This is a genomic window from Streptomyces fulvorobeus, from assembly GCF_013167895.1.
Classification (GTDB): domain Bacteria; phylum Actinomycetota; class Actinomycetes; order Streptomycetales; family Streptomycetaceae; genus Streptomyces; species Streptomyces fulvorobeus.
The window spans coordinates 2170449-2184249 of sequence record NZ_BLWC01000001.1; the positions used below are offsets into that span (position 1 = coordinate 2170449).

At 73.1% G+C, this 13801-nt stretch carries 12 protein-coding genes and 1 pseudogene; 6 read left to right on the forward strand and 7 right to left on the reverse strand.

Annotated features, from left to right (window positions below; translation table 11 throughout):
* Positions 1-34: 34 nt before the first annotated feature.
* Together Sfulv_RS09880 and speB are read right to left on the reverse strand one after the other, a co-directional pair.
* Positions 35-1715: pseudogene (locus tag Sfulv_RS09880) on the reverse strand (thiamine pyrophosphate-binding protein).
* Positions 1712-2680 carry an agmatinase gene (gene speB / locus Sfulv_RS09885; protein WP_173313344.1) on the reverse strand — a complete coding sequence of 323 codons (969 nt, stop codon included), beginning with the start codon at positions 2678-2680 and terminating at the stop codon, positions 1712-1714. Before speB ends, Sfulv_RS09880 begins: the two are co-directional and overlap by 4 nt.
* 183 nt (positions 2681-2863) lie before the next feature.
* On the opposite strand from speB, the gene Sfulv_RS09890 reads away from it, so the two are divergent.
* Positions 2864-4345: a PucR family transcriptional regulator gene (locus Sfulv_RS09890; protein WP_246353073.1), complete on the forward strand. Its 1482-nt coding sequence runs from the start codon at positions 2864-2866 to the stop codon at positions 4343-4345.
* 80 nt (positions 4346-4425) lie between these two features.
* Here Sfulv_RS09890 and Sfulv_RS31150 read toward each other — a convergent pair whose 3' ends face one another.
* Together Sfulv_RS31150 and Sfulv_RS09900 are read right to left on the reverse strand one after the other, a co-directional pair.
* Positions 4426-4638: a M48 metallopeptidase family protein gene (locus Sfulv_RS31150; RefSeq protein WP_305961366.1), complete on the reverse strand. Its 213-nt coding sequence runs from the start codon at positions 4636-4638 to the stop codon at positions 4426-4428.
* A gap of 108 nt (positions 4639-4746) precedes the next feature.
* Positions 4747-5352, reverse strand: coding sequence for a hypothetical protein (locus Sfulv_RS09900; protein ID WP_173313346.1), 606 nt, complete (start codon positions 5350-5352; stop codon positions 4747-4749).
* Positions 5353-5515: 163 nt separating this feature from the next.
* On the opposite strand from Sfulv_RS09900, the gene Sfulv_RS09905 reads away from it, so the two are divergent.
* The 4 genes from Sfulv_RS09905 to Sfulv_RS09920 all read left to right on the forward strand — a co-directional run bounded on the left by Sfulv_RS09905 (position 5516) and on the right by Sfulv_RS09920 (position 9849).
* Complete coding sequence (locus Sfulv_RS09905) at positions 5516-6700, forward strand: helix-turn-helix domain-containing protein (RefSeq protein ID WP_173313347.1); 1185 nt, start codon at positions 5516-5518, stop codon at positions 6698-6700.
* Between the two features lie 92 nt (positions 6701-6792).
* Positions 6793-7950 carry an acyl-CoA dehydrogenase family protein gene (locus Sfulv_RS09910; protein WP_173313348.1) on the forward strand — a complete coding sequence of 386 codons (1158 nt, stop codon included), beginning with the start codon at positions 6793-6795 and terminating at the stop codon, positions 7948-7950.
* A gap of 18 nt (positions 7951-7968) precedes the next feature.
* On the forward strand, positions 7969-8844 hold the full coding sequence (locus Sfulv_RS09915) for an acyl-CoA thioesterase (RefSeq protein WP_173313349.1): 876 nt from the start codon (positions 7969-7971) through the stop codon (positions 8842-8844).
* 36 nt (positions 8845-8880) lie between these two features.
* Positions 8881-9849 carry a cation diffusion facilitator family transporter gene (locus Sfulv_RS09920; RefSeq protein ID WP_173313350.1) on the forward strand — a complete coding sequence of 323 codons (969 nt, stop codon included), beginning with the start codon at positions 8881-8883 and terminating at the stop codon, positions 9847-9849.
* A gap of 37 nt (positions 9850-9886) precedes the next feature.
* Here the strand turns inward: Sfulv_RS09920 and Sfulv_RS09925 are convergent, their stop codons facing one another.
* The 3 genes from Sfulv_RS09925 to Sfulv_RS09935 all read right to left on the reverse strand — a co-directional run bounded on the left by Sfulv_RS09925 (position 9887) and on the right by Sfulv_RS09935 (position 12086).
* Positions 9887-10666 carry a phosphatase gene (locus Sfulv_RS09925; RefSeq protein WP_173313351.1) on the reverse strand — a complete coding sequence of 260 codons (780 nt, stop codon included), beginning with the start codon at positions 10664-10666 and terminating at the stop codon, positions 9887-9889.
* Between the two features lie 127 nt (positions 10667-10793).
* Positions 10794-11306 carry a hypothetical protein gene (locus Sfulv_RS09930; RefSeq protein WP_173313352.1) on the reverse strand — a complete coding sequence of 171 codons (513 nt, stop codon included), beginning with the start codon at positions 11304-11306 and terminating at the stop codon, positions 10794-10796.
* Positions 11307-11462: 156 nt separating this feature from the next.
* Entirely contained in the window at positions 11463-12086 is a 624-nt protein-coding gene (locus Sfulv_RS09935; RefSeq protein ID WP_173313353.1) for an SACE_7040 family transcriptional regulator, read from the reverse strand.
* Between the two features lie 97 nt (positions 12087-12183).
* Here Sfulv_RS09935 and Sfulv_RS09940 point away from each other — a divergent pair, with 97 nt between their 5' ends.
* Positions 12184-13791 (forward strand): carboxyl transferase domain-containing protein, encoded by a 1608-nt coding sequence (locus Sfulv_RS09940; RefSeq protein ID WP_173313354.1) that lies wholly within the window; start codon positions 12184-12186, stop codon positions 13789-13791.
* The last annotated feature ends 10 nt before the right edge of the window (positions 13792-13801 follow it).

Sequence of the window (13801 nt, forward strand, 5' to 3'; positions counted from 1 at the left end):
CCGGGGCACGGGCGGCGCCCCGGGGCCGGCCTCGTCACAGATGTGTCGGCTCGAACATCCTCAGCAGCGCCGGGAGCACCACCACGGAGGGGCCCGGGGCCGCCAGGGCCCTTGTGAGGTCCTCGGTGAGGGACTCCGGTGACGTGCGGACCGCGGGGACGCCGAAGGACTCGGCCAGGGCCACGAAGTCGGGGCGGGAGAGCTCCGTCCCGGTGGCCTCGCCGAACGCGCCCGTCATGTACTCGCGCAGGATGCCGTAGCCGCCGGCGTCGACGATCAGCCAGGTGACGGGGAGGGCGTACTGCCGTGCCGTGGCCAGTTCGGCGATCGAGTACATCGCGCCGCCGTCGCCCGAGACCGCGAGGACCGGCTTCGTGGGATCGGCCGCTGCGGCGCCGAGCGCCGCCGGGAAGCCGTAGCCGAGGCCGCCCGCGCCCTGGGCCGAGTGCATCGTGTTCGGGTGGCGGGCGTCGAACGCGGACCAGGCCCAGTACGCGAGGATCGTCATGTCCCAGAAGCTCGGCGCGGTGTCGGGCAGCGCCTCGCGTACCGAGGCGAGGACCCGCTGCTCCAGGGCGAGGTCCTGGGCGTCGATCCGGGCCCGTACCTTCTCCAGCAGCGTGCGGACCCGCTCGGCCGCCCCCGCCTCCTCGCGCGCCTCGACCGCGTCGAGGAGGCCGGCGAGCGCCTCCCGGGCGTCGGAGTGGATGCCGAGCGCGGGGTGGTTCGCCTCCAGCTTCCCCGCGTCGGCCTCGATCTGGATGATCCGTCCGCGCGGGCGGAAGGTGTGGTAGTTCGAGGAGAGCTCCCCCAGGCCCGAGCCGACGACCAGCAGGACGTCCGCGGACTCCAGGAAGTCGGTGGTGTGCCGGTCCTCCAGCCAGGAGCGCAGGGACAGCGGGTGCTCCCAGGGGAAGGCGCCCTTGCCGCCGAAGGTGGTGACGACCGGGGCGTCGATCCTCTCCGCGAGGGCGCGCAGCTTGCCCGCCGCGTCGGACCGTACGACTCCGCCGCCCGCGATGATCGCCGGCCGTTCGGCCTTCGACAGCAGGTGGGCGGCGGCGACGGTCAGCTCCGGGCGGGTACAGCTCGCGCGGGGTGGCGTCCATCGCCGTGACGACGGGCAGCACGGTCTCGGCGAGGAGCACGTCCTGCGGGATCTCCACCCAGACCGGGCCGTGCGGTGCGGTGAGCGCGGACTCCCAGGCGGCGGCGATCGCGGACGGGATCTGGGAGGCGGTACGCACGGTGTGCACCGACTTCACGATGTCGCGGAACGACGCCTTCTGGTCGCGGAGCTCATGCAGGTAGCCGTGGCGGCCGCCGCCCAGACCCGCGGCCGGGATCTGGCTGGAGATGGCGAGCACCGGGGCGGAGGCGGACGCCGCCTCCTGGAGCGCGGCGAGCGAGGTGAGGGCGCCGGGCCCGGTGGAGAGCAGCAGCGGGGCGGCCTCGCCCGTGACACGGCCGTAGGCGTCGGCGGCGAAGCCCGCGTTGTTCTCCACGCGCAGGCCGATGTACGTGAGGGAGGAGCGGCGCAGCGCGTCGAACATGCCGAGCGCGTGCTGGCCGGGCAGCCCGAAGACGGTCGTGGCACCGAGGCCCTGGAGGCTCTCGACGACGAGGTCGCCGCCGTTGCGGCCGGGCGGCGGGCTGAGCGCCGCCTCGGCCTGCGCGGGGGTGAGCCGGGGGCGGTCGTCGTGGTCGTGGCTCACTTCGTACGGGCCTCTGCGATCTGGCGGGCCATGATCGTGGTCAGTTCGTACGCCGTGTGGGACGCGGCGACGGAGGTGATCTCGGCGTGGTCGTACGCGGGGGCGACCTCGACCAGGTCGGCGGAGACCAGGTTGCAGGAGGAGAGCCCGCGCAGGATCTCCAGCAGCTCACGCGAGGTGAGGCCGCCGGCCTCGGGGGTGCCGGTGCCGGGCGCGTGGGCCGGGTCCAGGACGTCGATGTCGATGGAGATGTAGAGCGGGCGGTCGCCGATCCGCCCGCGCAGCTGGTCGGCGATCTCGTCGACTCCCCTGCGCATGACGTCGGCGGAGGTGACGATGCCGAAGCCCATCTTGGCGTCGTCGGTGAGGTCCTGCTTGCCGTACAGCGGGCCGCGCGTGCCGACGTGCGAGAGCGCCTCGGTGTCGAGGATGCCCTCCTCGACGGCCCGGCGGAACGGGGTGCCGTGGGTGTACTCGGCGCCGAAGTAGGTGTCCCAGGTGTCCAGGTGCGCGTCGAAGTGGAGCAGGGCGACGGGGCCGTGCTTCTTGGCGACGGAGCGCAGCAGAGGCAGAGCGATGGTGTGGTCGCCGCCGAGTGTCATGAGACGGGCGCCGGTGCCGAGCAGGTCGTCGGCGGCGGCCTCGATCGTGTCGACGGCCTCGTTGATGTCGAACGGGTTCGCGGCGATGTCACCGGCGTCGGCGATCTGCGCGAGGGCGAACGGGGAGGCGTCCTGGGCGGGGTTGTAGGGGCGCAGGAGCCGCGACGCCTCCCGGATCGCGTTGCCGCCGAAGCGGGCCCCTGGCCGGTAGGAGACCCCGCTGTCGAAGGGCACGCCGACCACGGCGACATCGGCGGTGCCGACCTCGTCCAGCCGGGGCAGCCGGGCGAAGGTCGCGGGTCCGGCGTACCTCGGGACGCGGGAGGAGTCGACGGGACCGCGCGGCGTTTCGTTGCTGCTCATGGGGCGGAGTGCCTTTCCTTCGATTTCTTGCGTTCTTCGAGTGTGCGGGATCGCGGGGGTCCGTGGTCCGCCGCCGGACGCCCGGCACCCGACTACCGGGCGCAGACGACGCTAGGTGGCCGATCAGCGGCCATGAAGCGTACGTTTCATCCATCCTCGTCGCATTGAATGGATGAACCGTCCATGCCGGACTCCCCCATGGCCCCTTCTGCCCCGCCCACCCCACCCGTCCCGCTGGCCGAGCTGCTGGCCAGGGAGGAGCTGGGGCTGCGCCTGATCGCCGGGCCCGTCCACGCGGACCTGCTGTGGGTGCACACCTCCGAGATGGCCGACCCGTACCCGTACCTCCTCGGGGGCGAGCTGCTGCTGAGCGCCGGGGTGCTGCTGAAGGACCCGGACACCTATGTCGCCAGGCTCGTGGCGGCGGGGGCGGCGGCGCTCGGCTTCGGAGTGGCGCCGGTGCACGACACCGTGCCCCCGGCGCTGGTCGAGGCGTGCGACCGGCACGGCCTGCCGCTCGTCGAGGTGCCGCCCGAGACGCCGTTCACCACGATCGCGCGGGCGGTGTGGCGGCTGATGGCGGAGGCCAGGCACCGGGAGCTGCGCCGGGTGACCCGCGCCCAGCAGGCCCTGGCCTCGGCGGCGGCCAGGCCCGACCCGGTGCCCGCGGTGCTGCACCAGCTGGCCGTGCGGCTGGCGGGGCGGGCGGCCCTGCTGACCGCCGACGGCGAGGAGCTGCACGCGGCGGGCCGCCACCCGGCCCCGGCGGCGCAGGAGGCCCTGGCGCGCCTGGCCCGGGTCGTCTCCCCGGCGATCCCCGGAGCTGCCGGAACTACCGGAGCCCGCACCGATCCGGCTCCCGCGTCCGCCACGGACACGGTCGGCGGCACGCAGCTGTCCGCGTATCCGCTCGGCGGGGGCCAGGGCCTTGTCCTCGCCCTGTCGGCGGACCGGCGCGAGCCGGGGGACCACACCGTGGCCGGTATCGCGGTCGTCCTGCTCTCCCTGCTGACCGCCCCGCACCAGGGCGCCGGCGCGGCGGGGCGGGCGGCCGCGCTCGTACGGCTGCTGCTCGGCGCCGCGCCGAAGGACGTCACCCCGCTCCTGGGCCCGGCCGACCGGTGGACGGTGGTGCACGCGCGCCGCACGGGCGGCGGCCCCGCCGATCCGCTCACCGCCGGGGCACTCGGTACGGCGCTGGGCTCCGCCCTCCTCGACGCCGACCGCCATGCCGTTCGTGTCCTGGTCACCGACCCCGGCCGGATCACCCCGCAGCCCGGCTGGACGCTCGGCGCATCGGCCCCCGCGCCGGTCGCGGACCTGGCGGCGGCCGACGCCCAGGCGGCCCGCGCCCTGGGCCGAGCGGAGGCCACCCGCACCCCGCTCTCCGTACACCGCCCCACGAGCGGCCTCGCGGACCTGGTCCCCCGCGACCAGGCCGAGGCCCACGCCGCCGCCCTCCTCGCCCCGCTCACCGAACCGCTGACCGAGACCCTGCGCTGCTGGCTGAGCCTGCACGGCAGCTGGGACCGCACGGCGGTCGCGCTCCAGGTCCACCGCAACACGGTGCGCCAGCGCATCACCCGCTGCGCGGCGCTGCTGGACGCGGACCTGGACGACATGGACGTGCGCACCGAGCTGTGGTTCGCCCTCAGCGCTTCGTGACCCGGAGTCGGATCGGCAGATTTCGGCTACGCGATGTCGCCCGTCCACATGCGCCTCCCGAGTTCGTCCAACTCGGCCCGTCACTCCTCGTACCCGGGCAGAGCCCGTCCCAGGAGTCGCCAGAAGTCCGTCCCGTGCCCGGGTACGCGCACATGGGCGAGCTCATGGGCGATCACGTGGCCGACACGGTGCATGGCAGTTGGAACAGCGGCCATCCCAGACGCAGGTCGGCCTTGCCGCGCTCGCTCGTCGCGCGGTGACCGCACGTTGGCCGTGCGGAATCCCAGCAGCATGCCGGCCCCTCACCGCCGTCAGCGTAGGAGGTGGGCCCGAGAGCGGCGCGCCCTGGTTCCGGCCGCGCCGCTGCGGAGCTGTCGTGAGCCCTTGGGAGAGCCCTCGGATCAGTGGAGCTTGTTGACGGCGGTCTTCGTCGTGGTGCGGAAGGCGGTCAGCGGGGCGTCCTCGAAGTCGCCCACCTGGCCCCAGCGGACGAAGGTGACGGTGCGGCCGTCGCGCCCGACGGAGAAGAGGTGGATGTCCGTGATGCCGATCTGCGGGTCTGCGGTGTCCAGGCTGTAGACCCAGGCGCCCTCCTCGACGGCGAGCGCGCCGTGGGAGGCGCTGACGGCCTGCAGGCCCGGGTTCTGCTGCTCCAGCAGGGGGCCGCAGCCGGCGAGGGCCTTGCGGAGGGTGTCGACCAGCTTCACGGCGTCGGCCTCGGTGGGGGCGACGGTGGTGATCTGGACGCCGTTGGTGTCGAGCTCGGTGCTGAACTCGCGGTAGCGGGTGTTCTGCGCCGGGATCTTGTACGGGGCGCAGAGGGCGCCGCCGTTCTCCGGGATGCCGGTGAAGACCTGGGTGGCGGTCCAGGGCGTCGACGACGGCGGCATCTGGGAGGCGGCGAGGAAGGCGGGCTGGGCAGCGGCCTGCGCCGGGGCCGTGGCGAGGGCCGCGAGGCCCAGGGCGGCAGCGGCGGCGGTGGCGAGTGCGGTACGGAGCTTGTTCATGGTGATGTGTCCCCCGTCGGGTCGTTCGGTCAGTGCTCAACCAGCGTCGGGCCGGCGCCCGCCGCCTGCAACGGTGACGCGCCCACCATCCGTCCCGGAACCATTCCACCTCCGCTGACGTGCAAGGACGTAAAGGGTGGGACGCAGGGTCGAGGGGGATGGAATGCCGAAGGACGCCGCCGTCGAGGAATTCGCGCGGCTCGTGCGCGCGCTGAAGGCGCGGGACGGGAGGAGTTACGAGGCGTTGGGCCGGCGCCTGAGCGTCAGCGCGTCCACCCTCCACCGTTATTGCTCCGGCGCGACCGTCCCGGAGGAGTTCGCCGTGGTCGACCGCCTCGCGCTGCTGTGCGGGACGGACGAGGAGGAGCGGCGGGCCCTGGAGGTGGCCTGGACCCGCGCGGACACCGCCCGCCGCCCTCCGGCACCGCAACCCGGCGCGGAGCCGGTGCCCGAGCCCGGCTTGGAGTCGGCGCCCGACCGCGGCCCGGAGCCGCATCCGGCTCCGGAACCCGCGCCGGCCCCGGAGGCGCCCCCCGAGCCCGAGCTGGAACCCGTGCACGCGCGCGTGCCGGGCCTCCCGTCCGAGCGGCGAAAGCGCCGGTGGGGGTGGGTGGGCGTGGTCTGCGGGGCGCTGGCGGTCGTGGGGACGGTGACGATCGGAGCCGTACTCCTGCCCGGGAACACCCGGGAGCGGGCCGCCGAACCACCGGCGCCGCTGACGTGGACGGTCGCCTCGCACATCTGGGAGAACGGGTGCGGGCACACCTACCTCGTGGAGCGGACGCCCCCTCCCCCGCCGGAGGCGGCCGACGCGCGGAGCTGGGCGGCGGCGCAGGGGGCCGTGGACGGCGGGGAGACGCTGGTGCGGGTGTCGGTGCAGGGGAAGGGCGCGGCGGCGGTGGTGCTCCAGGCTCTGCACGTGCGGGTGGTGGAGCGGGGCGCGCCGCTGCCGTGGGCGGCGTACCGGATGGACGGCGGGTGCGGCGGGGCGGTGACGCCGCGCCGTTTCGAGGTGGACCTGGACCCGCCGCGGCCGGTGGCGCGGGCGCTGGACGGGTACGACGCCTCCGGGGAGGAGGGCCGGACGCTCCCGGCGGTCTCCTTCCCGTACGCGGTCAGCGCCGCCGATCCGGAGGAACTGCTGGTCTCGGCGAAGGCGGCGGGGTGCGACTGCCGCTGGTACCTGGAGCTGGAGTGGAGCTCGGAGGGGCGCACGGGCACCGCCCGGATCACGGACAGCGGCGGGAAGCCGTTCCGGACGAACGGGACCGCGGGGAGGCCGGTCCATGAGTACGACGCCGCCGGAGGGCGCTGGATCACAGTCGAGAGCTCTGGACAGAGCGGGTGACCGATGGGTAACTTCGAGGGAGCACCCTGAGCAAGCGCTTAGACAAAGCGTCAGGGGCGTCGGACCAGGACAGGAACCCAAGGAGGCACCCCGTGCGCCGTACGGTATTCAACGAGGACCACGAGGCGTACCGGGAGACCCTTCGCGCCTTCATCGAGGCCGAGGTCGTGCCCGTCTACGACGAGTGGTTCGCCGCGGGCCAGGCCCCGCGCGAGTTCTACCACAAGCTCGGCGAGCTGGGCGTCTTCGGCATCTCGGTCGAGGAGGAGTTCGGCGGCGCGGGTGTCGACTCGCACAAGTACGAGGCCGTGCTCCAGGAGGAGTGCGCCCGCGCGGGCGTCTCCTTCGGCGGCTCCGGGGTGCACGTCCTGCTCGGCCTCCCGTACATCAAGATGCTCGCCACGGGCGACCAGAAGAAGCGCTGGCTCCCCAAGTTCGTCAGCGGTGAGGAGATGTGGGCCCTCGCGATGACCGAGCCGGGCACCGGTTCCGACGTCGCGGGCATGAAGACCAACGCCAAGCTCTCCGAGGACGGCACGCACTACGTCCTCAACGGCTCGAAGACCTTCATCACCGGCGGTGTGCACGCCGACCGGGTGATCGTCTGCGCCCGTACCTCCGCCCCGCGCGAGGACGACCGCCGCTTCGGCATCTCGCTCTTCGCCGTCGACACCAAGTCCGAGGGCTACTCGATCGGCCGCAAGCTCGACAAGCTGGGCCTGAGGGTCTCCGACACCGCCGAGCTGGCGTTCGTCGACGTGAAGGTGCCGGTCGAGGACCTGCTCGGCGAGGAGAACAAGGGCTTCGGCTACCTGGGCACCAACCTGGCGTCCGAGCGCTGGGGCATCGCGTTCGGCGCGTACGCGCAGGCCGCCGCCGCCGTCCGCTTCGCCCAGCAGTACGTCCAGGACCGCACCGTCTTCGGCAAGACGGTCGCCTCCTTCCAGAACACCAAGTTCGAGCTGGCCGCCTGCCAGGCCGAGGTGGACGCGGCCCAGGCCGTCGCCGACCGCGCCCTGGAGGCACTGGACGCCGGTGAGCTGACCGCCGCCGAGGCCGCGTCCGCCAAGCTCTTCTGCACCGAGGTCGCCCACCGCGTCATCGACCGCTGCCTCCAGCTGCACGGCGGCTACGGCTTCATGAACGAGTACCCGATCGCCCGCCTGTACGCCGACAACCGGGTCAACCGGATCTACGGCGGCACGAGCGAGGTCATGAAGTCGATCATCGCCAAGTCGATGGGCCTGTAGGGCGGTTACGTTCCCTCCATGAGCGAAGCACTCGGCTCCCTGCTCGATCTGCTCGACCTGGAGCGGATCGAACGGGACATCTTCCGGGGCACGAGCCGTTCCGCGGTCGTGCCCCGGGTCTTCGGCGGACAGGTCGCGGCCCAGGCGCTGGTCGCCGCGGGCCGGACCGTCCCCGCGGACCGGACGGCCCACTCCCTGCACTCCTACTTCCTGCGCATGGGTGATCCCGGGGCCCCGATCGTCTACACCGTCGACCGCATCCGCGACGGCCGGTCCTTCACCACCCGGCGGGTCGTCGCCGTCCAGCACGGGCAGCCCGTCTTCCACCTCTCGGCGTCCTTCCAGACGTACGAGGAGGGGCTGGACCACCAGGCGGCCATGCCGCCCGCGCCGGACCCCGAGACGCTGCCCACCGCGGCGGAGATGCTGCCCCGGTACGCCGACCGGTTCGTCGATCCGGGGGTCCCGGAACGCCTCCTGGAGGCACGGGCGGCGGTCGACCTGCGGTACTGCGGCGCCCCGCCCTTCGCCACGGTCGGCGATCCGCGCGAACCTCGCTCCCAGGTGTGGTTCCGGACCAACGGCAAGCTCGCGGACGACCCGCTGCTCCACCTCTGCATGGCCACGTACGTCTCCGACATGACGCTGCTGGACTCGGTGCTGCTGGCCCACGGGCGCGGCGGCTGGGCGGTCGGGGACGTGGTGGGCGCCAGTCTCGACCACGCGATGTGGTTCCACCGGCCCTTCCGCGCGGACGAATGGCTGCTGTACGACCAGGAGTCGCCGTCCGCCTCCGGCGGGCGCGGGCTCGGCCAGGCCCGCATCTACACCCAGGACGGCCGCCTCGCGATCACCGTCATCCAGGAGGGCGTGATCCGTACCCCGCGGGGCTGACCGGCCACACCCCCCTGATCCGGACATACTCCCTCCATGACCGAGACAGGAAGTACGGATGGGGAATCCACGTCCACCGTCGTCGTCGCGGCGCTCGCCAATCTGGGCATCGCCGTGGCGAAGGCGGTCGCCGGACTGATCAGCGGGTCGAGCGCGATGCTCTCGGAGGCGGCGCACTCGGTCGCCGACACCGTCACCGAGGTCATGCTCCTGACCGCGCTCCGGCGCAGCGCGAAGCCGGCCGACGAGGAGCACCCGCTCGGCTACGGCCCCGAGCGCTACATCTGGGCGATGCTCGCCTCCATCGCGACGTTCGTCGGCGGCGCCGTCTTCTCCGTCTACGACGGGGTGCACACCCTCGTCGAGGGCGAGGAGCTGGGCGACCCCCTCGTCTCGTACCTCGTGCTGGGCGTGGCCTTCCTGCTGGAGGGCTTCTCCCTGCGCACGGGCGTCAGGCAGGTCCGCCGCGAGGCCGCTCGGCTGCACTCCCCCGCCGGCTTCTATCTGCGCCACACACCCGACACGGCCGTCAAGGCGGTCGTGATGGAGGACTCCGCCGCGCTGATCGGGCTGCTGCTCGCCGCGGGCGGCCTGCTCGGCGGCCAGCTCTCCGGCTCCGGCGTCTGGGACGGCGTCGCCTCGGTCCTGATCGGCGTCCTGCTGGTGTACGTGGCCTGGGTGCTCGGCCGCTCCAACGCCCAGCTGCTGATCGGCCGTCCGCTGCCGGAGGCGATGCGCGACGGCGTACGCGAGGAACTGCTCTCGGTCCCGCACATCATGGGCGTGATCGAGCTGACCACCCTCATCCAGGGCCCGGCGGAGATCCTGATCGCCGCCAAGGTCGACTTCCGGGACATGGCGAGCGCCGAGCAGGTGGAGTGGGCGTGCGAGGAGGCGGAGGCGCGGTTGCGGGAACGCTTCCCCGCTGTCCGCCGGGTCTATCTGGACCCCACCCCGGGGCCGGAACAGCGGCACGGGGGCCGCTCCGCGCCGGATCGCGGGTGATCGCGGGAGTGCGGGCGCGCCCGGCGCTCCGGACCGGTCAGAGGAGTCCGGCCGCGTCCAGCAGGTAGTCGGTCATCGGGTCGTAGAAGCGCGGATCGGTGACGTGGTCGTCCAGCGGCACCGTCACCTGGAGCGTGCCCTCCGCCTCGGCGAGGAACAGCGCGGGGTCGTTGGAGTCCGCGTACCCGACCGCGTCGACGCCCCGCTGACCGGCGCAGCCGGCCCACCCGTGGTCGGCCACGACCAGGTCGGGACGCGGCCGGCCCTCGCGCTCCAGACCGTCCAGGATCGCCGCCATCGGGGCCGGCGAATGGGTGTGCCACAGCGAGGCCCCGCGCTCCAGGACGGCGACGTCCGCGAACTGGAAGACCATGCCCTCGTCCGTCATCAGCCCTCGCGGAATCCGTACGATCTCGCAGCCGGCGGCCCGCAGCGCGTCCGCGGTCTGCCGGTGCACGTCCAGCAGGCCGCCCGGGTGACCGGTCGCGAACAGCACCCGCTCCGAGTCGGCGGCGGCCTTGCGCAGCCGCGCCGCCATCCGCTCCAGGGCGTCGACGGTCAGCTCGGGATCGATGGTGTCCTGCCCGAACCGGTGTCCGGGATCGTCGTTGACCCCGCAGCGCTCCGCCATCACGGCGAGCACGTCCTGCTCGTCGGTCCAGCGGTCGCCGAGCTCCAGACCCAGCCAGTAGTGACGGTCACCGTTGGCGAGCTTGCGGTAGTGCGAGAGGTTGTTGTCGCGCGGGGTGGCGACGTCTCCCGCGATGCGCGTACGGACGAGGTGGTCGACGAGGGCGGCGCGGCTGGGTATCGGCATGAACCCATTGTGCCGCCAGGTGTGCGCGGTGTGCCGGGTGTCTTGCACGGCGGACAGAGGGGCGACGGGCGGCTCCGGCGGATGCCCGTGCGCCCGCCGGAACCGCCCGCTCGCCGCCCCTACCGGCTCACGGGCACTTCACCCGGGGGTTGTAGGGCGCGAAGAGGCCGCTGGGGTTGTCCTTCCACAGCCACACGTGCAGGGAGTAGTGCACGGGCAGGCCCGGGATGTCGGCGAAGGGGCCGTCGAACGCCTGGCCGAACATCTTCGGCCGGTCGCCGGTGGTCCCCGTGTCCTGGTCGGCGTCGCGCACGATGTACTCCACCGCCACCAGCTGCCGCTTCCCCTTCTTGTCCGGCGCGTAGAGCAGGGCTGCCGGGCGCCCGGGGTGGACGGAGCCGATGTTGTCCTTGTTGGCGTAGTGGTAGCCCATGCCGCCCTCGACGGGGTGGCTGACGCACCGGTCGGTGCTCTCGAAGTCGGCCTCTTCGGCGAGTTCCGGCGAGTGGAAGGCTCCGGTGGCCGCGGCGGCGGTGTCGAGGTCGTGGTGCGGATCGCCTCCGGTACCGGGGCTCGCGGCGATGGTCAGCGAGGCCAGGGCGGCGAGGGAGATGCCGACTGCGATCGGTCGTGCGCGCATGGACGTGCTCCTGTTCGGTGCTGGATCTCGCGGTCGGGGACCTGCCACCGGGGAGAGAGTGCGGTGGCGTCCGCCGCGACACTCCGAGCTTGTACGCGCGTCAGGCGGGACGCACACACTCCGCATCCGTTCGGGCACACTCCGTGCGCCGGCGGCCTACGCGGGCACCTCGGAGCAGGCCGCGGCCGCGAAGGCGCCGCGTGCCAGCCGGTGCAGCAGCGCCGCCGTCGCGTCGCGGTCCGGCAGGGCGCCGGTGAGGTGCGGGGTGGAGTTGAGCAGACCGAAGACCGCGTGGACGGTCATCCGGGCCTCGGCCTCGGCCAGGGCCGGGTAGAGGGCGCGGACCGCCTCGACCCAGACCTCGACGTACTGCCGCTGGAGCCGGCGCACCCGTTTGCGGTCGGCTTCCCGCAGGCGGTCCAGCTCGCGGTCGTGGAGGGTGATCAGGGGGCGGTCGTCGAGGGCGAAGTCGATGTGGCCCTCGATGAGCGCGTCGAGGAGCGACCCGGGCGAGCCGTCACCGGCCGCCGCGTCCTGCGACACGCGCGTCCGCCCGCCGTCCAGGAGCCGCTCGCTGATGCCCACCAGCAGCTCGGCGAGCATCGCGTCCTTCCCGGCGAAGTGCCGGTAGAGGCCGGGACCGCTGATGCCGACGGCGGCCCCTATCTCGTCGACGCCCACTCCGTGGAAGCCGCGCTCGGCGAAGAGGCGTGCCGCCTCCCGGAGGATCTGCTCGCGGCGGGTGGGAGCCGCGACTCGGGTGGTGGCATGGGTGCTCATGGGATTCATTCTAGACAGGGCCGTTAGCGCTCGTTAACCTGAGCGCAACACGTTAACGGTCACTAACCAGTGCGGTACGGGCAAGGGGGCTCCAACGATGCAGCAGGCACCGGTCCTGACGAGCGCGGCCGATCCCGCCTCGGAGGTCTGGAAGGCCAACGAGGCGGCGCACCACGCGCTCGCCGACGAGCTGCGGACGCGGCTCGCCACGGCACGGCTCGGCGGGGGTGAGAAGGCCCGCGCCCGGCATGTGGCACGCGGCAAGCTGCTGCCCCGGGAGCGGGTGGACACCCTCCTGGACGCGGGCTCGCCCTTCCTGGAGCTGGCCCCGCTGGCGGCCGAGGGGCTGTACGAGGGCGCGGCCCCGGCGGCGGGCGTGATCGCCGGGATCGGCCGGGTCAGCGGCCGGGAGTGCGTGATCGTCGCCAACGACGCCACCGTCAAGGGCGGCACGTACTACCCGATGACCGTGAAGAAGCACCTGCGGGCCCAGGAGGTGGCGCTGGAGAACCGGCTGCCCTGCCTGTACCTGGTCGACTCGGGCGGCGCCTTCCTGCCGATGCAGGACGAGGTGTTCCCCGACCGCGACCACTTCGGACGGATCTTCTACAACCAGGCGCGGATGTCGGGCGCCGGTATCCCGCAGATCGCCGCGGTGCTCGGTTCCTGCACGGCGGGCGGGGCGTACGTCCCCGCGATGAGCGACGAGGCCGTGATCGTCCGCAACCAGGGCACGATCTTCCTCGGCGGTCCGCCCCTGGTGAAGGCCGCGACCGGCGAGGTCGTGACGGCCGAGGAGCTGGGCGGCGGCGAGGTGCACTCACGGACCTCGGGCGTGACCGACCATCTCGCCGAGGACGACGCGCACGCGCTGCGGATCGTGCGGAACATCGTGGCCACCCTGCCCGCGCGGGCCCCGCTCCCGTGGCCGGTGCGGCCCGCCGAGGAGCCGAAGACCGACCCGGCCGGGCTCTACGGGGCGGTGCCCGTCGACTCGCGGACCCCCTACGACGTACGGGAAGTGATCGCCCGGGTCGTGGACGGCTCGCGCTTCGCGGAGTTCAAGGCGGAGTACGGGACCACGCTCGTCACCGGCTTCGCGCAGATCCACGGCCACCCCGTCGGCATCGTCGCGAACAACGGCATCCTGTTCTCCGAGTCCGCCCAGAAGGGCGCCCACTTCATCGAGCTGTGCGACCAGCGCGGCATCCCGCTGGTGTTCCTCCAGAACATCTCCGGCTTCATGGTCGGCCGCGACTACGAGGCCGGCGGCATCGCCAAGCACGGCGCGAAGATGGTCACCGCCGTCGCCTGCACCCGGGTCCCCAAGCTGACCGTGGTGGTCGGCGGGTCCTACGGCGCGGGCAACTACTCGATGTGCGGGCGCGCCTACAGCCCCCGCTTCCTGTGGATGTGGCCCAACGCGAAGATCTCCGTCATGGGCGGCGAGCAGGCCGCGTCGGTGCTCGCCACCGTCAAGCGCGACCAGCTCGGCGACGACTGGAGCGCCGGGGACGAGGAAGATTTCAAGGCCCCGATCCGCGCCCGGTACGAAGAGCAGGGCAACGCGTACTACGCCACCGCCCGGCTCTGGGACGACGGGGTGATCGACCCGCTGGAGACCCGGCGGGTGCTGGGGCTCGCTCTGACCGCCTGTGCCAACGCCCCGCTGGGTGAACCCCAGTTCGGCGTCTTCCGGATGTGATGTGAGGACT

Bases quoted from the DNA above. Each gene is read 5' to 3' on its own strand.
- speB (WP_173313344.1), bottom strand. From the start codon at position 2,680: ATGAGCAGCAACGAAACGCCGCGCGGTCCCGTCGACTCCTCCCGCGTC.
- Sfulv_RS09890 (WP_246353073.1), top strand. From the start codon at position 2,864: ATGCCGGACTCCCCCATGGCCCCTTCTGCCCCGCCCACCCCACCCGTC.
- Sfulv_RS31150 (WP_305961366.1), bottom strand. From the start codon at position 4,638: ATGCTGCTGGGATTCCGCACGGCCAACGTGCGGTCACCGCGCGACGAG.
- Sfulv_RS09900 (WP_173313346.1), bottom strand. From the start codon at position 5,352: ATGAACAAGCTCCGTACCGCACTCGCCACCGCCGCCGCTGCCGCCCTG.
- Sfulv_RS09905 (WP_173313347.1), top strand. From the start codon at position 5,516: ATGCCGAAGGACGCCGCCGTCGAGGAATTCGCGCGGCTCGTGCGCGCG.
- Sfulv_RS09915 (WP_173313349.1), top strand. From the start codon at position 7,969: ATGAGCGAAGCACTCGGCTCCCTGCTCGATCTGCTCGACCTGGAGCGG.
- Sfulv_RS09920 (WP_173313350.1), top strand. From the start codon at position 8,881: ATGACCGAGACAGGAAGTACGGATGGGGAATCCACGTCCACCGTCGTC.
- Sfulv_RS09925 (WP_173313351.1), bottom strand. From the start codon at position 10,666: ATGCCGATACCCAGCCGCGCCGCCCTCGTCGACCACCTCGTCCGTACG.
- Sfulv_RS09930 (WP_173313352.1), bottom strand. From the start codon at position 11,306: ATGCGCGCACGACCGATCGCAGTCGGCATCTCCCTCGCCGCCCTGGCC.
- Sfulv_RS09935 (WP_173313353.1), bottom strand. From the start codon at position 12,086: ATGAGCACCCATGCCACCACCCGAGTCGCGGCTCCCACCCGCCGCGAG.
- Sfulv_RS09940 (WP_173313354.1), top strand. From the start codon at position 12,184: ATGCAGCAGGCACCGGTCCTGACGAGCGCGGCCGATCCCGCCTCGGAG.